Origin of the sequence: Bartonella schoenbuchensis R1 (assembly GCF_002022685.1) — a bacterium.
GTDB classification, from domain to species: domain Bacteria; phylum Pseudomonadota; class Alphaproteobacteria; order Rhizobiales; family Rhizobiaceae; genus Bartonella; species Bartonella schoenbuchensis.
The window spans coordinates 438,022-460,942 of the sequence record NZ_CP019789.1; the positions used below are offsets into that span (position 1 = coordinate 438,022).

Annotated in this window: 18 protein-coding genes and 1 pseudogene; 13 read left to right on the forward strand and 6 right to left on the reverse strand. The window is 37.2% G+C overall.

Annotated features, from left to right (window positions below; all coding sequences use genetic code 11):
* Positions 1 to 37: 37 nt before the first annotated feature.
* Positions 38 to 1,312 (reverse strand): phosphoribosylamine--glycine ligase, encoded by a 1,275-nt coding sequence (purD, locus tag BscR1v2_RS01740; protein ID WP_078689503.1) that lies wholly within the window; start codon positions 1,310 to 1,312, stop codon positions 38 to 40.
* Between the two features lie 95 nt (positions 1,313 to 1,407).
* Here purD and ubiA point away from each other — a divergent pair.
* A pseudogene (gene ubiA / locus BscR1v2_RS01745) lies at positions 1,408 to 2,410 on the forward strand (4-hydroxybenzoate octaprenyltransferase).
* A 93-nt stretch (positions 2,411 to 2,503) separates the two neighbouring features.
* Here ubiA and pdxH read toward each other — a convergent pair.
* Positions 2,504 to 3,127 (reverse strand): pyridoxamine 5'-phosphate oxidase, encoded by a 624-nt coding sequence (gene pdxH / locus BscR1v2_RS01750; RefSeq protein WP_078689504.1) that lies wholly within the window; start codon positions 3,125 to 3,127, stop codon positions 2,504 to 2,506.
* Positions 3,128 to 3,453: 326 nt separating this feature from the next.
* Here pdxH and BscR1v2_RS01755 point away from each other — a divergent pair, with 326 nt between their 5' ends.
* The 7 genes from BscR1v2_RS01755 to BscR1v2_RS01785 all read left to right on the forward strand — a co-directional run bounded on the left by BscR1v2_RS01755 (position 3,454) and on the right by BscR1v2_RS01785 (position 12,023).
* A complete protein-coding gene (locus BscR1v2_RS01755; RefSeq protein WP_078689505.1) occupies positions 3,454 to 4,356 on the forward strand; it encodes a DnaJ C-terminal domain-containing protein in 903 nt (300 codons plus the stop codon).
* 125 nt (positions 4,357 to 4,481) lie between these two features.
* Entirely contained in the window at positions 4,482 to 5,300 is an 819-nt protein-coding gene (gene fabI, locus BscR1v2_RS01760; protein ID WP_010703474.1) for an enoyl-ACP reductase FabI, read from the forward strand.
* 143 nt (positions 5,301 to 5,443) lie between these two features.
* Positions 5,444 to 6,538, forward strand: coding sequence for a chorismate synthase (gene aroC / locus BscR1v2_RS01765; protein ID WP_078689506.1), 1,095 nt, complete (start codon positions 5,444 to 5,446; stop codon positions 6,536 to 6,538).
* A 10-nt stretch (positions 6,539 to 6,548) separates the two neighbouring features.
* Positions 6,549 to 7,661, forward strand: coding sequence for a 3,4-dihydroxy-2-butanone-4-phosphate synthase (ribB, locus tag BscR1v2_RS01770; protein WP_078689507.1), 1,113 nt, complete (start codon positions 6,549 to 6,551; stop codon positions 7,659 to 7,661).
* A gap of 7 nt (positions 7,662 to 7,668) precedes the next feature.
* Positions 7,669 to 7,923: an exodeoxyribonuclease VII small subunit gene (locus BscR1v2_RS01775; protein ID WP_010703477.1), complete on the forward strand. Its 255-nt coding sequence runs from the start codon at positions 7,669 to 7,671 to the stop codon at positions 7,921 to 7,923.
* A 216-nt stretch (positions 7,924 to 8,139) separates the two neighbouring features.
* Positions 8,140 to 10,062 carry a 1-deoxy-D-xylulose-5-phosphate synthase gene (dxs, locus tag BscR1v2_RS01780; RefSeq protein ID WP_078689508.1) on the forward strand — a complete coding sequence of 641 codons (1,923 nt, stop codon included), beginning with the start codon at positions 8,140 to 8,142 and terminating at the stop codon, positions 10,060 to 10,062.
* A gap of 716 nt (positions 10,063 to 10,778) precedes the next feature.
* Positions 10,779 to 12,023 (forward strand): class I SAM-dependent RNA methyltransferase, encoded by a 1,245-nt coding sequence (locus BscR1v2_RS01785; RefSeq protein ID WP_078689509.1) that lies wholly within the window; start codon positions 10,779 to 10,781, stop codon positions 12,021 to 12,023.
* Between the two features lie 70 nt (positions 12,024 to 12,093).
* Here the strand turns inward: BscR1v2_RS01785 and tldD are convergent, their stop codons facing one another.
* Positions 12,094 to 13,512 carry a metalloprotease TldD gene (gene tldD, locus BscR1v2_RS01790; RefSeq protein WP_078689510.1) on the reverse strand — a complete coding sequence of 473 codons (1,419 nt, stop codon included), beginning with the start codon at positions 13,510 to 13,512 and terminating at the stop codon, positions 12,094 to 12,096.
* Positions 13,513 to 13,641: 129 nt separating this feature from the next.
* Complete coding sequence (locus BscR1v2_RS01795; protein WP_078689511.1) at positions 13,642 to 14,178, reverse strand: invasion associated locus B family protein; 537 nt, start codon at positions 14,176 to 14,178, stop codon at positions 13,642 to 13,644.
* A gap of 408 nt (positions 14,179 to 14,586) precedes the next feature.
* On the opposite strand from BscR1v2_RS01795, the gene cyoE reads away from it, so the two are divergent.
* The 4 genes from cyoE to rnhA all read left to right on the forward strand — a co-directional run bounded on the left by cyoE (position 14,587) and on the right by rnhA (position 18,188).
* The gene (cyoE, locus tag BscR1v2_RS01800; RefSeq protein ID WP_078689512.1) at positions 14,587 to 15,519 is read left to right on the forward strand and encodes a heme o synthase; all 933 of its coding nucleotides are present in this window, start codon (positions 14,587 to 14,589) and stop codon (positions 15,517 to 15,519) included.
* A 179-nt stretch (positions 15,520 to 15,698) separates the two neighbouring features.
* Complete coding sequence (gene ispH / locus BscR1v2_RS01805; protein WP_078689513.1) at positions 15,699 to 16,715, forward strand: 4-hydroxy-3-methylbut-2-enyl diphosphate reductase; 1,017 nt, start codon at positions 15,699 to 15,701, stop codon at positions 16,713 to 16,715.
* A 40-nt stretch (positions 16,716 to 16,755) separates the two neighbouring features.
* On the forward strand, positions 16,756 to 17,715 hold the full coding sequence (locus tag BscR1v2_RS01810; RefSeq protein WP_078689514.1) for a homoserine kinase: 960 nt from the start codon (positions 16,756 to 16,758) through the stop codon (positions 17,713 to 17,715).
* A 5-nt stretch (positions 17,716 to 17,720) separates the two neighbouring features.
* Positions 17,721 to 18,188, forward strand: a complete 468-nt coding sequence (gene rnhA, locus BscR1v2_RS01815; protein WP_078689515.1) for a ribonuclease HI — start codon at positions 17,721 to 17,723, stop codon at positions 18,186 to 18,188.
* 25 nt (positions 18,189 to 18,213) lie between these two features.
* On the opposite strand, the gene BscR1v2_RS01820 is transcribed toward rnhA, so the two are convergent.
* A complete protein-coding gene (locus tag BscR1v2_RS01820) occupies positions 18,214 to 19,092 on the reverse strand; it encodes a protein-disulfide reductase DsbD domain-containing protein (RefSeq protein ID WP_078689516.1) in 879 nt (292 codons plus the stop codon).
* A 71-nt stretch (positions 19,093 to 19,163) separates the two neighbouring features.
* Here BscR1v2_RS01820 and BscR1v2_RS01825 point away from each other — a divergent pair, with 71 nt between their 5' ends.
* Entirely contained in the window at positions 19,164 to 19,748 is a 585-nt protein-coding gene (locus BscR1v2_RS01825; protein WP_078689517.1) for a YqgE/AlgH family protein, read from the forward strand.
* Between the two features lie 35 nt (positions 19,749 to 19,783).
* Here BscR1v2_RS01825 and BscR1v2_RS01830 read toward each other — a convergent pair whose 3' ends face one another.
* Complete coding sequence (locus tag BscR1v2_RS01830; RefSeq protein WP_078689518.1) at positions 19,784 to 22,675, reverse strand: EAL domain-containing protein; 2,892 nt, start codon at positions 22,673 to 22,675, stop codon at positions 19,784 to 19,786.
* Positions 22,676 to 22,921: the final 246 nt, after the last annotated feature.

Consider the following 22,921-nt stretch of genomic DNA (forward strand, 5'->3'; position numbering starts at 1 on the left):
TGTGAAATACCTCACTTCAAAAAAGAGCTCAAAAGGTCTAATTTTTTTGTGCAATAGCACGCCAGCCAATATCCCGGCGAACAAAGCCTTGTGGCCAATCAATACAATCGACAGCTTCATAGGCGCGTTGTTGTGCGTGTGCAACAGTTTCTCCTGTTGCTGTTATATTTAAAACACGTCCACCATTAGCGATTAATTCTCCATTATGGAGAGCTGTGCCTGCCTGGAAAACTTTTACATCAGGAAGAGTGTTTACCTTGTCGACATTGCGGATAATGCTGCCTTTTTGAGGAGCATTTGGGTAGCCTTTAGCAGCCATAACAACTGTTAGAGCGGTTTTTTCAGACCATTGAATGTGTTTATTTTTAAGGTTTCCTTGAGCTGCTGCAAGGAGAAGTGATAAAATATCATCTTTTAAGCGCATCATTAAAACTTGGCATTCAGGATCACCAAATCGTACATTAAACTCAATTAATTCAGGCCCTTTTTGGGTTATCATCAATCCGGTGAAGAGAATACCTTTAAAGGGAGCTCCCATTGCGGACATATCACGCAAAGCGGGTTCGACAATTTCTTTAAGAGTACGGTTAACCATTTCCTCAGTCATAATTGGAGCTGGTGAATAGGCTCCCATGCCACCAGTGTTGGCTCCAGTATCGCCATCACCAACACGTTTATGATCTTGCGCTGATCCAAAAGGGATGGCGGTTGTACCATCACAAAGACAAAAGAAGCTCGCTTCCTCACCTTCCAGAAATGCTTCGACAACAATTTTCTTTTTTGCATCATTAAATGTGCCTTCAAAGCAGGCATCAACGGCATCAAAGGCTTCTTGCATTGTCATAGCTACAACAACACCTTTACCAGCGGCCAGGCCATCAGCCTTAATAACGATAGGGACGCCTTGTTGGCGGATGTAAGATTTAGCTTGTGAAGCATTGTTAAAACATTGATAGATACTTGTAGGAATGTTATTTCTGTAACACAAATCTTTTGTAAAGCTTTTTGAGCCTTCCAATTGAGCTGCTTTTTGAGTGGGGCCGAATACACAGATGCCAGCAGCATTAAGAGAATCAGTTATACCTTCAACCAATGGTCCTTCTGGTCCAACAATGACGAGGTCAATAGAGTGTTCTTTACAGAAATTAATAACAAGAGAGTGATCATTGATGTTTAAATCAATATTTTCACCTAATTCTATTGTTGCAGGATTTCCAGGAGCGCAATATAATTTTGTAAGTAGCGGTGACTCTGCTATTTTCCATGCTAAAGCATGTTCTCGTCCACCTGATCCAATAAGAAGAACGTTCATGATTTGCTCCTACCATAACATAAAGATGATTAAATCAGTTTTTCTTTCATAAGAATGAAATGGTTCTATCGCAAGACCAAAGGTGAAATCATTTGATGAAAAAAAGTAAAAATATTTTACATGTTCAATCCTGTGAAAATCAAGGACGAGTTATGGATGCGCCCCTAAACAATGGGTCTACTATTTACTTCCTTGTTCTTTGTGGCTTTATGCTCAATTGGCACGTTGGGATAGACCTATTGGGTGGAAATTGTTGATGTGGCCTTGTTTCTGGTCAACAACCATGGCTATGCTTTCTTATGAGATGCCCCAAGTACCTCTTTTGTCAATTATAATGTGTTGGATTTGGTATCTTTTTCTTTTCTTTTTAGGTTCCATAGCCATGCGAGGTGCAGGCTGTACTTGGAATGACCTTGTTGATCACAAAATTGATTCTCAGGTAGAACGAACACGTTCTCGTCCATTACCTGCAGGTCAGGTAAGTCGATTTCAAGCAAAAATTTTTATATTAGTGCAGTGTTTCATAGGTTTAGGTGTTTTATTACAGTTTAATGCATTTAGCTTTTTTTAGGTATTTCATCCTTAGTGGCGGTTGCAATTTATCCTTTTATGAAACGCATAACAAATTGGCCACAATTTTTTTTAGGCGTTGCGTTTAATTGGGGTGCATTAATGGGGTGGGCGGTTGTATATGGAAGTCTGAGTTGGGCACCAATCGCACTTTATGCAGGATCAATCTTATGGACGATTGGATATGATACAATTTATGCTCATCAAGATAAGCAAGATGACGCTATTGTTGGCGTGCATTCTACAGCACGCCTCTTTGGAAAAAGCACCAAATGTGCACTAGTGATTTTATATAGTGGTTTTATAATCCTGGTCAGCTTGGCATTTTATTTAGCGCAAGTATCCATTCTCAGCTTTGTAGGGGTTTTTATTGCTGCCATCCATATGTTCATTCAAATCAAAGTCATCGATATAGATGATAGCTCACAATGCTTAAAACTTTTCAGATCCAATTCGTTTGTTGGTTTTTTTATTTTTGCTGGTTTAGTGTGTGGGGGTATTTGGATGATATTACATTCTGCAGTTTAAGAACAATCTAGTTAGAAACAAGGTCATATATTCTTGTAATAGTAGAGCAGAAAGCCGTTATTATAGGGGGGTAAAGGCTTCATAAAGAAGTGGTTAAGGATAGAGTCTTTGTTTTTGCCAGTTATCTTGTTCAATAGAGTCGCGTGTAAAAAGTAAGCGATCATGTAAACGAAACGGCCGATCGCACCAAAATTCAATAAAAAGAGGTTTAATGCGGAAACCAGACCAATAGGGTGGGCGAGGAATATTCCCTACTGCATAACGTGCAGCGTATTTAGCAACTGCTTTTTTGAGAGTAAGGCGATTTTCTAATGGCTGAGATTGTTTAGATGCCCATGCACCGATTCGACTTTTTCGTGGTCGTGACTGAAAATATGCATCTGCTTCTTCAGTACTTACTTTTTCAACAATGCCTCTAATTCTAATTTGGCGGCGAAGTGATTTCCAATGAAAGCCTAAGGATGCTTTCATCGATCCTAAAATTTCCCGTCCTTTACAGCTTTCATAGTTGGTATAGAAGACAAAACCTTTAGGACTAAAATCTTTAAGAAGAACCATACGAACATTGGGTAAACCTGTTTCATCAACTGTTGCTAGTGCCATAGCATTGGGATCGTTTATTTCGCTTATTTTTGCTTCTTCAAGCCAATTTTCGAAAATTGCAAAAGGATTTTGTATTTGTGTAAAATCATCATTCGTTTGTGTTTTATTATTCATAATATACTCCACTGTTAGTGAGTGTGAGTGAGAAATTCTTTGATTTATTTTTGCCATCAAGAATAACATGCTGCTATTCTTTTGTTCTAAAAAGCTAATAACTTTATATATTTTTATTATGGTGTTTCAATTATGTTTATCTTTAACATAGGGCTCCATAAGCTATATTGAATTAAAAATATTCATTTTATCTGGTATTTTGTTTTTTTATAAACATATTAGATAAGAAAAATGATTTTATTGAATAGCTTGATGAAGTAATGAAAAATATTTAACGATATTATTGGTTAATATTTGAAAAACGGGAAGGCTAGAAAGAGGGCAATATGCGTGATCCCTATACGGTTTTGGGTGTGGCACGTACCGCAAAACCGCAAGAGATTAAATCTGCATTCAGAAGATTAGCAAAGCAGTATCATCCAGATCATAATATGGGTGATGCCAAAGCTAAAGAAAGATTTTCTGAAATTAATCAAGCTTATGAAATTATAGGCGATAAAGATAAAAAAGCACAATTTGACCGTGGTGAAATTGATGCAGAAGGAAAACCACTTCACCAAGCTTATGGCGCTGGGGGAAATTTTAGGAGCAGACAAAACCCTTTTACTGGTGGCACAAGAGGATTTGATTTTGGATCTTCAGGTGCTGCAAGTTTTGATGCAAGCGATATTTTTCGTGATTTATTTGGAAGAGGAAGGAATTTTTCAAATTCAACACAATATAGTCAACCTCAACAAGGGGCTCATGTTCGTACCAGCCTTTCAATTACATTAGAGCAGATGGTGGGTGCAAGCAAAGTAGAAGTGACTTTTCCTACTGGAAAAAAATTAAAAATTAAATTACCAGACTATGTTGAAGATGGGCAAACCATTCGTTTAAAAGGTCAGGGAGAAGAGGTGGCACACGGGCAAGCAGGGGATGCTTTAGTAACTATTCGTATTCAGAAACATCCTCGTTTGCGAGTTGAAGGGCGAGCACTTCATCTTGATTTACCAGTTTCTCTTAAGCATGCTGTTTTAGGAGCCAAAGAAGAAGTTGACACTTTGGAAGGGCGTGTGGTTTTGAAAATTCCCCCATGGTCGAGTTCTGATCGTGTTTTACGGTTGAAAGGAAAAGGGCTTCGTTTAAAAAATGGTGAAAGAGATGATCTTTATGTGCATGTTCGTATTATGTTGCCAGAAGGTGGAGATGCTGCATTAGAACAATTTTTGCAAATGCAAAACAATTAACATCTTTTTTCTTATACAAAAGCATAACTTAAGTTTGATTTTAAACCAATTGCTTGAAGAAAAAGGTAACCTGTGTCATAGGCATATAGATAATGTTGATGTCAAATAGCAATGAGGCGATGCTAATGACGAAGAGTAATGGTTTATTGTACGGAAAGCGTGGCTTAATTTTAGGATTGGCAAATAATCGCTCTATCGCTTGGGGAATAGCAAAGGCGGCCCATGCAGCAGGGGCCGAGCTTGCTTTTACCTATCAGGGTGAAGCAATGAAGAGGCGTGTTGAGCCTTTGGCCCAAGAGTTGAACGGTTTTGTTTGTGGTCATTGTGATGTTTCCGATAGTGCATCTATTGATGCAGTTTTTAACACAATAGAAAAAGAGTGGGGTAAACTTGATTTTTTAGTTCACGCTATTGGTTTTTCGGATAAAGATGAATTAAGTGGTCGTTACGTTGATATTAGTGAATCAAATTTTATGATGACGATGAACATTTCTGTTTATTCGTTAACGGCTCTTACACAACGTGCAGAAAAGTTGATGCCAAATGGCGGTTCAATTTTAACGCTGACCTATTATGGTGCAGAAAAGGTTGTTCCCAATTATAATGTAATGGGGGTTGCTAAAGCTGCTCTTGAGGCTAGTGTTAAGTATTTAGCTGTTGATTTAGGGCCAAAAAACATTCGTGTTAATGCTGTATCTGCAGGGCCAATTAAAACATTAGCTGCTTCTGGTATTGGTGATTTTCGTTATATTTTAAAATGGAACGAATACAATGCTCCTTTGCGTCGTACAGTGACAATCGAAGAAGTAGGTGATTCTGCCCTTTATTTTCTTTCAGATTTATCGCGTTCTGTTACAGGTGAGATTCATCATGTTGATTCTGGATATCATGTTATCGGTATGAAGGCTGTTGATGCACCTGATATTTCTGTTGTTAAAGAATAAGGCTTGGTTCATAAAGTTTTATATGTTAGCGACAATTTGATTTAAAGTTCAGACAGTCAATGACACATTTGAATGAAATCGTATTGCACGGTTCAGTCCACACTATAGTTGCATGTATTTGAAGAAGAAATGGATCTTTCTCCATGTCGCATAATACATTTGGTCATTTGTTTCGTGTAACAACATGGGGTGAAAGTCATGGTCCTGCTCTTGGTTGTGTTATTGACGGTTGTCCTCCAGGAATTGCCTTCACTCTTGCAGAAATTCAGGCATATCTTAATAAACGTAGACCCGGGCAATCAAAGTATACAACACAGCGTCAAGAGTTAGATCAAATAGAAGTGCTTTCAGGAGTTGTAACTCAAGATAATGGCACAACATTGGTAACAACGGGTACACCAATTTCACTATTTATTCAAAACACAGATCAATGTTCTAAAGATTATGATGAAGTTATTTATCAATATCGCCCAGGTCATGCAGATTACACCTATGATATTAAATATGGCATTCGTGATTATCGTGGTGGTGGGCGTGCCTCAGCGCGAGAGACGGCGGCACGTGTTGCAGCAGGTGCTCTTGCCCGTAAAATTGTTCCTGGTTTGATTGTGCGAGGAGCTGTGACGGCGATTGGCCCTTATAGTATTAATCGTGATCATTGGGATTGGTCAGAGGTTGACAACAATCCTTTTTTTACACCTGATGCAGAAGCAGTACGCATTTTTGCTGATTATATGACTCAGTTACAAGAAAGCGGTTCATCAACTGGTGCTATTGTTGAGATTGTCGCGGAAAATGTTCCAGTAGGCTTAGGGGCACCTATCTACGCAAAACTTGATCAAGATATAGCATCATTTTTAATGTCAATTAATGCGGTTAAGGGCGTTGAAATTGGTGATGGTTTTGCCGCAGCTCGCTTGACTGGTGAACAAAATATAGATGAAATGCGAATGGGAAGTGACGGTAAACCGCTTTTTTTATCTAATCATGCCGGGGGTATTTTGGGTGGGATATCAAATGGGCAGCCGATTATTGCACGTTTTGCGGTTAAACCCACTTCATCAATTTTGGCTCCTTGTCGTTCAATTGATGTTAATGGTAACAATGTGGATGTGGTTACAAAGGGGCGTCATGATCCATGTGTTGGAATTCGTGCTGTTCCTGTTGGTGAAGCAATGGTTGCTTGTGCTGTTGCTGATCATTATTTAAGACACCGCGGTCAGATCAGTTGTAGTTGAAAGGTAAACGATGGCTTATAATCAGAAAAAAGTTGTTGCTGCTATTCAGGCTTTTGAACGCGGTGAAATTGTTGTGGTTACAGATGATGATGACCGTGAAAATGAAGGTGATTTAATTGTTGCTGCTGTTCATTGTACAGAAGAAAAGATGGCATTTATCATTCGCCATACGTCGGGTATTATTTGTACACCAATGCCAAAAGAAGAAGCACAACGATTTAATCTTGCTCCTATGGTGTCGGATAATGATTCAGCGCATCGTACCAAATTTACTGTTACCGTGGATTTTAAACATGGAATAACAACGGGTATTTCAGCATATGATCGTACATTGGCTGTTCGTAATTTAGCTAATCCCAATGCAAGTGCTAGTGATTTTGTCCGTCCGGGACATATTTTTCCTTTAATTGCACATGAAGGTGGTGTTCTTATGCGCTCAGGCCATACTGAGGCAGCTGTTGACTTGTGTAAATTAGCTAGTTTGCCACCGGTTGGTGTTATTGGTGAATTAGTTAATGATGATGGTAGTGTTAAACATGGAGATGAAGTTACAAAGTTTGCACAAGATAATCAGTTACACATCATAACTGTTGCTGATCTTATTGCTTATCGTCAGCGTAAAGAGACGCTTATAAAATATGTTGGAGAAATGCATATTAAAACATTTGTAGGTCCAGCTATAGTCAAAAGTTATCAACTTCCTTGGGAAACAGTTCAGCATGTGGCAATTGTTTTTGGCGATATTCGTGATGGGGAAGATATTCCGGTACGCCTGCATCGTGAAAATATTCTAAAGGATGTTTTTGGTCAGTCACCAGATGTTGAAGTTGTCATGCGGCGCATGGTAGAAAAAGAAAAACGTGGTGTATTTGTTTATTTGCGTGAAGGATCTGTTGGTGTTGGTTCTCAATTAGCTGTTTGTGAACAGAAAATGGCAATGGTAGGTTTAGAAAACCATGCACAAGCAATTGAACGTGCAGAAGAATGGCACCAAATTGGTCTAGGAGCGCAAATTTTGAAACATCTAGGGATTAGTTCTGTTATTGTCTACTCTTCTAAAGAGCGTCATTATGTTGGTTTAGAAGGTTTTGGAATTCGCATATCTAGAACAGATATCTTGTGAGGGTTATATGAAGAAAGGAATGAAAAAGGGCGACATTGCTGCATTAAGTTTTGAGGAAGCACTGAAACAACTTGAAGTGATTGTTGAAAACTTGGAACGTGGAGATGTTCCTTTAGAACAATCAATTGATATTTATGAGCGTGGTGAAGCTCTTAAAAATCATTGTGATAAACTGTTGAAAGTAGCTGAAGCTAAAGTTGAAAAAATCCGGCTTTCAGATACAGGTCATCCAGAAGGTTTAGAGCCACTTGATTCTGAATGATATTTAGTAATCGTTTATTGTTATTGATTGTAAAAACAAGAATCTTAATTGATTAAAATAACTTATCACTCTTATTTCTGATGAATGAAAAAGAAGAAAATCTGTAGATAATCTTAAATAAGTAAAGTATTTCAATGAATAATACATCACATTCTACACGAAATAATGGAAGATGTGTGCCTATATAACTATTATTGGTAAGGGAAGGAGTTTTTTTTGTCTCGGTCATTAACGCCATTACTTGATCGTATTTGTTTTCCACAAGATTTGCGGGCATTTTCTGAGTCTGATTTAGTACAGTTAGCTAATGAATTACGAGCTGAAACAATTGATGCAGTTTCTGTAACAGGTGGTCATCTTGGCGCAGGGCTTGGTGTTGTTGAGCTCACTATTGCGCTGCATTATGTTTTTAATACACCTGATGATAAGATTATTTGGGATGTTGGTCATCAAACTTATCCCCATAAAATTTTGACTGGTCGTAGGGATAAAATTCGTACTCTACGCCAAGATGGCGGCTTATCAGGTTTCACAAAGCGTTCAGAAAGTGTGTATGACTCATTTGGGGCAGGTCATTCTTCTACTTCTATTTCAGCTGGTCTTGGTATGGCAGTGGCAAGCATGTTAAAGGCAGAAGAAAGACGTAACATCATTTGTGTGATTGGTGATGGCGCTATGTCTGCTGGTATGGCTTATGAGGCCATGAATAATGCTGGTGCTTTGGATGCACGTTTAATTGTTATCCTTAATGATAACGATATGTCTATTGCACCTCCTACTGGTGCTATGAGTGCTTATCTTGCAAGATTAGTTTCTCGTCCTTCTTATCGTAGTTTGCGTGAGCAAGTAAAAATATTAAGCAAGAAGTTACCAAAGTTTTTTTCAGATAAAGCACGGCTTTCAGAAGAGTTTGCGCGTGGTTTTTTAGTTGGGGGAAGTTTATTTGAGGAGCTTGGCTTTTATTATGTCGGGCCTATAGATGGCCATAATATGAATCATTTATTGCCTGTTCTAAAGAATGTTCGCGAATATCCCAATGGTCCTGTTTTAGTGCATGTGGTAACACATAAAGGGAAAGGGTATGCACCTGCAGAGGTGTCGTCTGATAAATATCACGGTGTTAATCGTTTTGATGTTGTTACGGGCAAACAGGTTAAAACACAAAGTAAGTTTCTTCCTTATACTAAAGTGTTTTCTAAGGCTTTAATAGAAGAAGCCAGTCATGATGATAAGATTGTTGCTATAACGGCTGCAATGCCAACAGGAACGGGCCTTGATTCTTTTGCTGAAAAATTTCCCGATAAAATGTTTGATGTTGGTATTGCTGAACAACATGCTGTAACTTTTGCTGCAGGTATCGCCTGTGAAGGGTATAAACCTTTTGTTGCAATTTATTCTACCTTTTTACAGCGTGCTTATGATCAGATTATTCATGATGTATCGATTCAAAAGTTACCCGTGCGTTTTGCAATTGACCGCGCAGGTTTTGTTGGCGCGGATGGTGCAACACACGCTGGGAGTTTTGATATTGTTTTTTTGGCAACACTTCCTGAGTTTGTTGTGATGGCCCCTTCTGATGAAGTTGAACTTATGCATATGGTGCGCACAGCGGCAGCTTATGATCAGGGGCCTATTTCTTTTCGTTATCCACGTGGTGAAAGTAGTGGTATAGATTTACCACAACGTGGTGAGGTTCTGGAGATTGGTAAAGGGCGAATTTTATGTGAAGGCAGCAAAATAGCTTTGGTTTGTTTTGGAACACGGTTATCTGAAGTGTTAATAGCAGCTAATGAGTTAGCAGCAGAGGGGTTATCAACCACTGTTGCAGATGCACGCTTTGCAAAGCCTTTGGATAAAGATTTAATACGTCGTTTAGCACGTGAGCACGAAGTATTAGTCACAATTGAAGAAGGGGCAATGGGTGGATTTGGGGCGCATGTACTGCAGTTTTTGGCACAAGAGGGGCTATTAGAGCACGGTTTAAAGGTTCGCACATTGAAATTTCCTGATGAATATTTAAATCATGGTTCACCAAATAAAGTTCTTTCGAGTATTGGGCTTGATGCAACGGGTATTATTAATACTGTTTTTAATGCTTTGGGACGTGAAATGCCGATAATACCGCAAGTTCAAGTATAACAATAAGGTAGTCGTAAAAATTGATGCCTTTTAGTTATTTTTACAATCAATGTGTTTACGAGCATGTAATGCAAATTGTGTGGCAAATGGTTGTTAAGATTGACAGGAAAATACTTTTTCAATTGAGAAGATAATTTCTAATAATACAGAACTTATAGTTTGTTATTCTGTGTAGAGTTATGCTTTACGTGCTAGAATTACAATTGCCGAATGCATTTAAGTATATTTCTGATTATAGTAAATTAAGTTATGCTATAATATTAGTACATCAGTAGTAATTTTAAGCAAGTTTTCTTAAAATGTGATGGTAAAGCTATAATTATTGCTTCTGATATTGATTATAATAAATTTAATGCACGTTTAATCTAGAACTAGCGTTGATAATATTATGAAAAGGTTTAAATGTAGAGATTAAAGGCAGTAATAATTGTGAAATTAATTTTACTATATCAAATGTCAATTCACTTTGCTTAAGTTTGTATTGTTATTTATTTTAGCTTCTTTCAAGAAGAGAGCCAAGTTATTTGCTAGTAAAATCTCAATTTGAAATTGATGATAAGGGTGGGGTATTGAAAAATCCATCAATTGTAAGAAACTTTAGAAGTATTTTTTTGATAAACTGAATCTTAAAAGGGATAAATAAAAAAGGTTTCTTTCTTCACTCAATTATAAACGATGATAAGCGTTTAGAATATTGATTATTCGGAGAAAAAAGAGTGAGTGACAACGTTATAATTGATCATATTGGAGCTGATGGTCATGGTGTAGCAAAAACACCGCATGGCTCTGTTTATATACCTTTTACCTTACCGGGAGAGGTTGTTAAAGTTGCTCTTCATGGAAAATACGGTACATCTATTGCATTAATGAAAAAATCATTAGAACGCATTGATGCTATTTGTAAACATTTTAAAGAATGTGGAGGGTGTATGCTTCAGCATTGGCATGTTGATGCGTATCATTCTTGGAAGCGACAGTTGGTTGTTGATGCACTTAAAAAGCACAGGTTTGATGTAGCTGTTTCTCCTTTAGTAACGTGCGCACATTATAGCCGCCGGCGAATCATTTTAACAGCATCCATGACAAAGCAAGGTCATATCGTTGGTTTTAATCGTCATCTTTCACATGATGTTGTGGCTATTGAGGAATGTCCGGTTACTCGGTCACAGATTATATCAAAATTAAATGATATTAGAGAGATATGTGCTCTTTTAGGCAATCATGCCAAGCGATTTCATGTAACAGTAACATTTGTTGATAATGGTTTTGACGTTGCTTTAAGGGGTTGTATCGTGCGCGATGAGCTTATTCGTCAAAATATGATACATGCAGCTCTTGTACGTGGAATTACGCGCTTATCTATTGAAGGTGAAGTTTTAGTTGAGCAAGAAAAACCGTTGATTCACTTTGGTGATGTTTGTGTTGAACTTCCTTCTGGCGGTTTTCTTCAGGCAACTTCTGAAGCAGAGGATATCATCAGTCATATTATTTTAACTCATTTTAAAAAAGCAAAAAGTGCTGTTGATTTATTTTCAGGGGCGGGAACTTTTACTTTACGTATGGCTAAAACAATGAATGTTCATGCAGTAGAAAATGATGAAACAGCATTGGCGAATTTAGAACACGCAGCACGTTTTGCTTTTGGCTTAAAAACAGTCACTTGTGAAAAGCGTGATTTGTTTCGTCGTCCACTTTCTGCAAAGGAACTTGAACGTTTTGATAGTGTTGTTTTTGATCCACCACGCGCTGGTGCAAAAGAACAAGTATGTGAATTAGCAAAGACAACAATACCACGTGTGGTAGCTGTTTCATGCAATCCTGTTACATTTGCTCGTGATTTATCCATTCTTGTTGCAGGCGGTTATACAGTAGAAAAGGTCATACCGATTGATCAATTTTTGTGGTCGCCTCATGTTGAAGTTGTTGCGATTTTAAGTAAACGCAAAACAAAGATGCGCTAAGAAATTTAGCTAACATAAAAAGGCTGTTTAAATATATTGAAAATTTTTTATTAAGCTTAGTTGGTTGATGTTATGAAAGCGTTGTCCCGCCGATTGTCATATTATTGATTCGTAAATGGGGTTGTCCAACGCCAACAGGAACATTTTGTCCCGCTTTTCCACACATACCTACACCATTATCCAGTTTGCTGTCATTTCCAATCATTGTAATGCGTTTCATAGCATCTGGCCCATTACCAATAAGGGTTGCGCCTTTGATTGGAGCTAAGATTTTGCCATTCTCTACTCGATAAGCTTCGGTACACTCAAATACAAATTTTCCAGAAGTAATATCAACTTGTCCTCCACCAAATGAAACTGCATAAATACCGCTTTTTAATGAAGACAAAATTTCTTGAGGTGTTTTATCTCCCCCTAGCATAATTGTATTTGTCATCCGTGGTATTGGTGTGTATGCATAAGATTCACGCCGCCCATTTCCGGTTGGATTAACACCCATGAGCCGAGCATTTAACCTATCCTGCATGAAGCCTACGAGTTTACCGTTTTCAATCAGAACGTTATGTCTTGATGGTGTTCCTTCATCATCAATAGTAAGTGACCCGCGGCATTGGGGAATTGTGCCATCATCAACAATAGTCACACCTTTTGCGGCGACTTGTTGCCCCAAAAGCCCAGAAAAAGCGGATGTTTTTTTGCGGTTAAAATCACCTTCCAAACCGTGTCCAACAGCTTCATGTAGCATAACGCCAGGCCATCCATTAGCCAAAACAACATCAAATGTTCCTGCTGGTGCTTCTTGTGCTTCTAAGTTGACTAAAGCCATACGCAAAGCTTCATCGGCAGCCATTTTCCAATTTTCTTCACTAATGAATTGATTAAATGTTTGTCGTCCACCACATCCATAAAATCCATTTTCACGTCGATTATTATCAGAAACTACCACAGATATAGTAAGTTTTACGAGGGGGCGAATGTCATGAACGAAGTATCCATCACCGCGTAAAATTTCAACATGTTGGAGTGAGCCGGAAAGAGCGACGGTAACTTGATGCAGTTTGTTATTTTTTTCACGTAAATATGCGTCAATTTTTTGTAAAAGTGCGCTTTTTTCTTTAAATGATGGAGCATCAAGAGGATTGTTTGGTTGGTATAATCTTTGCTTTGGTTGTGAGGGAGCTGCACTATAAGACCCTGTATGATTATTATAGGTTACAGCTTTAGCAGCTTCAATGGCGCGTTTGAGTGAAGCGGCTGATAATTCACCGGAGTGAGCGTATCCAGTAGCTTCTCCAGAAACAACGCGTAAGCCAAATCCTATATCTTGCTGAAATGACCCATTTTTAAGCTGGCTATTATCAAATAAAAGTGTTTCACTTTCTGTATATTCAAGATAAAGTTCACCATCATCAGCATTATGAAGAGTTTCTTGAACAAGAGACTGTACTTTGGACGAAGAAATATCAAAACGGTCAATCAGTGATTTCATGGTGGTTATCCTATTTGCATTGGTGCCGGCAATGTTCATTTTCTTTATTTAGGAACGCTCCCAAATTTAAGAAGATTCCCAAAGAGTTATTGGATGCACTGATCATTTAGTATTTGCAAATACTTTTTGTTATTCTGATAAGTCTGCGTAAGCTTCATTCAGTCCACGTAAATCAATAAGACCGCCGACTCCTTGCTCAGGAGTTGTAAAGATAAAATAAGTGGCTGTTTTGCCGTTTAAAAAGAGTTTTAATATATCTTCTTTAAGAAGAGCTTCAGCAACACAGTTATCGCCCAAACAACGCCGATATTCTATTTTTCCTATATTTTTATCATCGATTTTAATGCCAATACCAGAACGCAATTCCACACGAATAGGAACAAAAACCCGCATCAAAGTTTCTTGATTTTTAGGCAATTTATGAAATGTAACCCGAAAGGTAATATCGCGACGATCTTGTGTGCGCACATCTTGTGTGATTTCACATTGTATATTAGGTGTACCTGGTGGTAGTGAGCAAACTTTTGTCCATGCACCATAGGTTTGTGGGGCAGGGACATTTTGTGTATTGGGTACTTGCGCAATAGCATAATTGGTGAAAGAAACGCAAAATGCGCATATAATAACGCAAAAGAAGTTTTTTTTAAGAAATTCATAAAGTGTCATGGAAAACCCTGCCCAAATCGTTATTATGTTATTGTGCATAGGTTTTTATGAAAAGTAAATCCTTGTCTTAAAAGTGTAACACAAAACCAATTTTTTTCTGGATGTATTTATGCATATTTCATATAAATGGAACAGAAGTACAAAATAAAAATAATATTTCACCAGAGTGGGATTTTCTAGCACTATCTTGTGGCATTTAGTAAAATCTATTTATTTTTGTGATGCCTTTTTATATAAAGGGTAACAGTGATTGGAATTAATGTAAGTATTTCTATCTGTTTTAAAAATACATATAAATAAGATAGATATTATATGGTCTCGAAAATGCTATAATATTAATGGGTCATTTCCATATGTTAAATAGTGTTTTTTTGTGAGTAATACTGATAGAAAAGGTTCTTTAGTGGAATGTGTATTTTAGAAGAATTATCAGCTAAAAATAGTCAGTCAATTCCGCCAAAAGCCAATTTTTATGATTATATTACATTATTGAAACCCCGAGTTATGTCACTTGTTGTGTTTACAGCTCTGGTTGGGCTGATGGTGTCACCTGTTACTGTAAATCCACTTCATGGTGTGTTAGCAATTTTATGTATTGCTGTGGGCGGTGGTGGTGCGGGGGCACTTAATATGTGGTATGACGCTGATATTGATGCAGTAATGAAACGTACGAAAAATCGCCCTATTCCTACTGGTAAAATTAGCCGTAAGAAAGCATTTGTTTTTGGTTTGGCCCTTTCTGTGCTTTCGGTTACGGTTATGGGAGTTTTTATTAATTGGTTTTCAGCGATTTTTCTTGCTTTCACAATTTTCTTTTATGTTGTTATTTATACGATTTGGTTAAAACGTGTAACACCACAAAATATTGTTATTGGTGGTGCAGCTGGAGCTTTTCCACCAATGATTGGGTGGGCAGCTGCAACAGGGGCAATAAGTATTGAAAGTTTCTTATTATTTTTGATCATTTTTATGTGGACTCCACCGCATTTTTGGGCTCTTTCTTTATTTTCATCTATTGATTACGATGCAGCAGGTATTCCTATAATGCCCAATGTACGAGGTGAATATTCAACCAAGAAACAAATTTTAGTTTATACTGTAATTATGGCGTTATGCGCTGTTGGGCCTTATATTATAGGTCTTGCAGGTATTACTTATGGCATTTGTTCAGCAATTTTAAGTGTTACTTTTATTTATCTTTCTTATCGTTTATGGAAAGCTGATACACGTGATGAAACCATTTCTATGGCAAAGAAAGTGTTTTTCTTTTCATTGTTTTATTTAGCAGCTATATTTGGAATTCTTTTAATTGAAAATCGTATTTTGTATTTTATTATCTAATGTGATTTAAGCTGAAGAGCAAAAATTAATTCGCATCAATAAAATAATAATGTCCTACAGGTGCAACTCTTTATATAAAAAGGGTGATATTTTAGTTTTTCTCTATACATTTCTTATATAGTGCATAACAACAGTGTATTTTGATACATGGAGAAAGTCATAAAAATGAAGGATGAATTATGTGCTTACTCCCCCCTTTAACAATACGCCTTTGTAGTCCGCGTGGTTTTTGTGCTGGGGTTGATCGTGCTATTCAAATTGTTGTTCTTGCATTAAAAAAATATGGTGCTCCAGTGTATGTTCGCCATGAAATTGTGCATAACCGCTATGTGGTTGAAGGGTTACAACAGCGTGGAGCCATTTTTATTGAAGAACTTCATGAAATTCCAGAAGAACATCGCAATCAACCCGTGGTGTTTTCTGCTCATGGTGTGCCAAAATCTGTACCAGAAGAGGCGCATCGTTATAATTTATTCTATATCGATGCAACATGCCCGTTGGTTTCTAAGGTTCATAAGCAAGCGATACGGCATCAACGTTATGGTCGTCATGTCATATTAATTGGTCATTCTGGCCATCCTGAGGTGATAGGAACAATGGGGCAGCTTGAAAAAGGAGCTGTTACATTAATTGAAACAGTAGAAGATGCTTGGCGTTATCAACCGGAAAATCCAGATAAATTAGGATTTGTGACACAAACAACGCTTTCTGTTGAAAATACAGCTGAAATTTTGGATGTTTTGCAAAAACGTTTTCCTGCGTTAGAGACACCGGCTGCCGAGTCAATTTGTTATGCTACGACCAATCGACAAGAAGCTGTTAAGGCAGCGGCGTTAGGGAGTGATTTATTTTTGATTGTTGGTGCACCAAACTCGTCTAATTCGCGGCGCTTGGTAGAGGTTGCTGAAAGGTTTGGTGCGCAGCGATCTGTTTTAGTTCAATGTGCTGATGAAATTGATTTTGATAATTTGGGTGCTCTTTCTGTTGTTAGTCTTTCAGCTGGGGCATCTGCTCCTGAAATTATTGTCGATGAAATTATTACAGCTTTTCATAAGCGTTATAATGTCAAAATAGAATTGGCTGAAACTGCATTAGAGACAGAGACATTTTTGGTCGCTCGCGAGTTGCGGGATGTTGTTTTAACCCCTCAAGATATGGCTTTTGTTAATGGTTATGCTAAAAATACTAACAAATAGAAATTATAATATTACTAGTGCTTAAAACGAAAGCAAAATAATGGCAGTTCATACTGACGTACATCAAAGCGATTTGGAAGAATTTTTAACGCGTTATTCAATAGGTTGTCTTCTATCTTACCAGGGAATAGCAGAAGGTATCGAAAACTCAAATTTTACACTTCATACAACAAAAGGAAGGTTTATTTTAACACTTTATGAAAAACGCGTTTCAGAAAGTGATTTACCCTTTTTTTGTAGTCTTATGCAGCATTTACATCAGCGTGGGATTCCTTGTCCTCAGCCAGTTCTGCAGAATGATGGTACAATAATTGGTAAGTTAGCAGATCGCCCTGCTGTTATTGTTACCTTTGTGGAAGGGGCATGGGTGCGTAAGCCTGATGTATATCATTGTTGTGAAGTAGGTACTGGTTTGGCACAGTTGCATTTAGCTGGGCAAGATTTTGTACCCAACCGCAAAAATACTCTTTCTATTGTAGATTTGAGACCATTATGGGCAAGTTGCCAAACAAAAGAAGATACTTTATTGCAAAAGTTTGGACAAAAAATTGATACAGAGTTAGCATTTTTAGAAAAAAACTGGCCATTATATTTACCAACAGGCATTATTCACGCTGATTTATTTAATGATAATGTGTTTTTTTTAGACCATTGTCTTTCTGGTATTATAGATTTCTATTTTGCTTGTAATGATTTTTTTGCTTATGATTTAGCGATTTGTTTGAATGCTTGGTGTTTTGAAAGTGATTATTCTTATAATCTTGTCAAAGCACGTGGATTATTAGAAAGTTATCAAAAAATTAGGCCATTAATACCTTTAGAATTAAGCGCGATTCTTTTATTGGTGCGTGGTGCAGCTTTGCGCTTTTTACTAACACGCCTTTATGATTGGTTTAATACGCCTGCTGGTAGTTTTGTTGTTAAAAAGGATCCGTTGGAATATTGGCATAAACTTAGTTTTTTTAGTAGTGTGGATTCGTTGACTGAATTGGGTTTTTAGATTTTATGTTCAATCGAAAAAAAGTCATTGAAATTTATACAGATGGTGCTTGCTCTGGAAATCCCGGGCCTGGAGGATGGGGAGCAATTTTACGCTGGAATGGTCGTGAACGTGAACTGTATGGTGGAAAAGAATATACGACTAATAATCAAATGGAACTTATGGCAGCAATTTGCGCGTTAAATGCCCTTAAAGAATCTTGTTCGATTGATCTTTATACAGACTCAGTCTATGTGCGCAATGGGATATCTATGTGGCTTAAAGGCTGGAAGAAGAATGACTGGCGCACCGCATCGAATGATCCTGTTAAAAATGTGGAATTATGGCAGGCTCTTGATGATGCTTGCTCCCGGCATGATGTTAGATGGCACTGGGTAAAAGGGCATGCCGGCCACCCAGATAATGAACGGGCAGACGCTCTTGCGCGTAAAGCAATTGCTGAATATCGCAAGAATGGACATTTTTCTACATAATTTATGAGATAGTCTTTCTAATGTATTATGGAATGACAGTGGAATTTGATTGCGTATTTATTATGAATGTTCCACTCAAGGCGTGATTTTGAGAAGAAATTGCATAAAAAATTGTTTGGTTTAGCTCGTCTGGCATAAAATATATAGGTGCGCTAAAGAGTGTATATTCTTCATGATCGCTTACTTTTTTTGCTGGTCCAATTTGCATATCTCCTCCATCTAAAAAGAGAGATAAGATTTTGATTTTGCTGTTATTTTGTACCTTTATAAATAAGGTATTTTCATCTTTTTCAGCACTTATTGTAAATTCATTATCCATTGCACGAGGAAGAGCAGCTTGGGCATGCTTTAATAAAGATGGAGAGAGATATGTATTTTTCTGAGTGGATGAGGAAAAATCAAAGTCAACAGTAAAAGGGATACAGATTTCATCACACAGTCCAAGAGTTAAAGAGCCACTAAGATTTTCACTTGAATCAGAAACACTAAATGGTAGTACAACTTTATTTTTATAACCTAATGACCAATCATTTTCTGTTTCATAAAGTTGTGGTATGGGGTAAAAAATTTCATAAGAGACTTGTTGGTTAAAGTTAAAAAATGGTGCCATACCGGAGTTTCCTGGATTGCGCCAATAGGTTTTCCATTTTGGCTTGAGCATCACTTCAATAAAACCGTTTCTTATTCCAGAAGGGGAAGGTTTGGTGAGTGCCAATCTCACGCTGCCACCTTCTGATTCATACCAAGGCGTCGCAAGAAGTTGTGATTCTTGTTCTTTTTGAGCAGCAATGGTGAAATTGGATGAGCTTAAAAGAACGAACGTTAAGCTAAAAATGATTAAAAACTTTTTATAAAAGATATTTGAAATTCTTTGTAAATTTAGAAATATTTGAATTTTTTTCATCTAGTTTTTATTTTCTTCTTGTACTGCCTGAATTGAAGTTTAACATATAGATTATGGAAAATGTCAAATTAATGAAGCAGCGTGATGGATTTTTAAATGGAAAATTGCTCATAGCAATGCCCGGAATGAGTGATAAACGCTTTGTCCGTTCTGTTATTTATGTTTGTGCTCATTCTAATTCTGGTGCTATGGGAATTGTTCTCAATCAATTGCACAGCATTGATTTTCCTGAGCTTTTACTTCAACTTGGAGTGATTGAGCAAGCAAAAAAAAGCTATCTTTCTGAATCGATAAAAAAGTTTCCAGTACGCTATGGTGGGCCTGTTGATCCTTCTCGTGGTTTTGTACTTCATTCGGGTGATTACACTTGTGAAGCAACTATTTCTGTTACAGACAAGATTTATCTTACTGCAACTATTGATATATTAAAAGCAATCAGTTGTGAACAAGGCCCTCAACATGCGCTGGTAGCATTGGGTTATGCTGGGTGGAAAGCAGGGCAGCTTGAAACAGAGATTTCTGCGAATGGGTGGTTGATCAGTTCTGCATCGCCTAGTTTTATTTTTGAAAGTGATTTAAGCAATACGTACGATGAAAGTTTTACCCGCATGGGCATTAATCCAACTTATCTCGTTTCTGAAATAGGTCATGCGTAAACGTATTTTCTATCTTCTCTGGGTTTTATAAAAGCCTATGAGTCTGATTTTTTGTAAGAAAATTGATTTTGAATAAGAGTAATTAATTCCTCGGCAGTGATTGGTTTGGTGATAATTGTACTTTGAATATATTTGCAGCCTTCTTGACGCAAGAAGAGAGCCACTTTTTCATCTTCAACACCTTCTGCAATAATCTGTAAATTAAGATCAGTAGCCATATTAATAATTGATTTAAGAACAAGCTTTTTCTTAGGTGAATCGAGAGAGACAAATGAGCGGTCTAATTTGACCATGTCAAATGGATAACGAACGAGATAAGCAAGTGATGAATAGCCTGTTCCAAAATGATCTAATGCCAGATTCATTCCTAGTGCTTTGATCTGCTCAAGGAAATGAGCTGATTGTTCAGGATTTTTTCTCAAAACAAATTCTGATACTTCTATCATCAAGTGCCCTTTATTAAGTGGATTGCGAAGAAGGGTAGAACGCAATTGACTTATAAAATTAGGGTGAATCATTTCTACACTTGGTAAATTGATTGAAATGAAGAAAGGTTGTTGAGCGCATTTCTTTTTTATCTTGATAAGATCAGCAATAGCATTATCAATGATAAATTGCGCCAGATCTGTAGTGATCTGTTCGCTTTCTACGATTTTAATGAAATCATTGACATTTAAATTTCCATGATATGGATGATGCCATTCTACGATCGCTTCAAAACCTATAATCTGTCCATCTGATAGATTAAAAATAGGATGATAGAGAATTTTTATTTCATTATGCTTTATGGCAGAATGAATATCATGTTCAATGTTGTTATGTTTAAGGCCTAAAGTACGAAAATTTGGGCGAAAAGGTACAATATCATTACCACCCATTTGTTTTGCTTGGATCATTGCCAGTTCACTATCATGGAAAATATCTTTAGCATTTAATCTACATTCATTCCATGTAACCAGTCCAATTGATGTTGAAAGCGATATTTCTTGTTCTGCAAGTGAAATAGGCGCTGAAATTGTTTTGTGCAGATGATTTACAAATGCTGCAATTTTTTGTGGTTCAATTTCACTGAGTAAAATAATTGCAAAACGATCTGCAAAAAGACGAGTTAAGGTATCTTGGGTATTAATAAGACGGCTCAAACGTCGTGCAATGATCAAGAGTACAGTATCACCAACAGCTATACCTAATTTGTGATTGATTTGACGGAAATTGTCGAAATCAATCATCAAAACAGTTGGTTTAATTTTTATATTTACTTTAGCAAGAGAGATATAATGCTGTAATCTATCCAAAAAAATTTGTTTGTTAGGAAGACCAGTTAAGTTGTCATAAATTGCATTATGTAGTAAACGTTCTTCGGCTTTTTTGTGGTTGGTAATATTGATAATGGTTCCAATCACACGGGTAACTTTTCCATCTTTTTTAACAATAGCTGGACTCGCGCGAAGTGAAAACCAATGATAATGACCACCACCGCAAGAAAGTCGAAAAATTTGGTCAATACGTCCTTTTTTGTTTTTAAGAATGATGTCTAGCATGGCGTGAAAGTGTTCACGGTCATCATGATGCAAGGCTGAAATCCAGTCATTCATAGTACCATTAAGTTTGTGTGCTTCAGTACCAAAGAGGGGTGTCATATCCGGATGAACAACAATACGATCACGCTCAACATCCCAATCCCAAATGATGTTCCCAGCTCCTTTTGCTGCAAGTGCTTGTTGTTCAAGGTCAGAAAAGATTCCTTCATAGAAAGCATCATGGGAAAAAGTTTGTTGCATAATGGTAAAGCTAATAAGAAGAACAGTAAGCACCAACCCTCCTGCTAGAGCTGGTTGAATAATATCGTTATCTAAATATCCTTCTATGCAGGCAAAAGCTGCAATAGACCAGAAGCTGATGAGCAACCATGTTGGGATAAGCATAATTGCACGATCATAGCGGCGGATTGAAAAATAACTGATTAAGATAATACCAAGTATAGTGGTAAGACCAAATGATACACGTGCGATACCAGCAGCTCTGGTCGGATCATAAATAGCAAATGTTCCCAAGCCACAAAGAGCTATAATCCATATGATTGCTCCGTAGCTAAAATGATAATGCCAGCGGTTCAAACATAAATAGGTAAAAAGGAAAATGAAAAGTGTTGCTGCAAGTGCAATTTCTGTACTAGCACGCCAAATTGGCTCTATTGTTGGTGTAATTGCAAAGAGTTTATTCAAAAAATTGAAGTCAATACCAATATAGAAAAGAATTGCCCAAGCAACAGCAGCTGTTGCAGGAAAGAGACCTGTTCCACGAACAACGAATAGAACGGTTAGTAAGAGTGCTAAAAGGCCCGATATACCAAGGAGGATACCATGATAGAGCGTATAGGAATTGATTGTATCTTTATAAGCTTCAGGTTTCCATAAATAGATTTTGGGCAGATTTGCAGAGTTAAGTTCTGCAACAAATGTAATGACAGCACCAGGGTTGAGTGTAATACGAAAAATATCAGAATTTGTACTAGCTTGACGGTCAAGAGAAAAACCTTCATTTGGAGTGATAGATTGAATACGTGTTGATCCAAGATCTGGCCAAAAAAGACCTGAATTAGCTATACGATAGTGAGGTGCAACAATAAGGCGGTCTATCTGTTCATCTGTTGGGTTTGCAAGGGCAAATACTGCCCAGCTTCCAGAAAAATTTTCATTGTTAGCCTGTACTTCAATACGCCATATAATACCATCTGGTCCTGGCGCAGTACTTGTTTGAAAAATGGGGTTGTTTGTGTGGTGAATTTCGATTGCTTTTGATAGATCAATAGCCGTATCTTGAGGAGAAATTTTAATTGGTTCAATGGCTTGTGCTGATGTAAGTTGAACAAAAAAGCTAATGATTATAACAATGATAATATTGATTATCTGATGCAAACTTTTCACAACGTCTCACTCTCAGTATTTTAAACTGTTTAATTTTAGATTATATTTTTGGAAAAATACATTCATCTTTTAAGATTTATTTTTATAAGAAGTAGCTATCATTTTCTTTAAAAAGAATAGTTTTATACAAAGATAAACCAGATACCTATTCTTATAAACGGGGCTTAAAACGAGTGTTTATGTTTTAAAAAGACAAGCTTAAGCTATGGGTTTTCAAGATTTCACTAATATATCTTTGCTTATTGA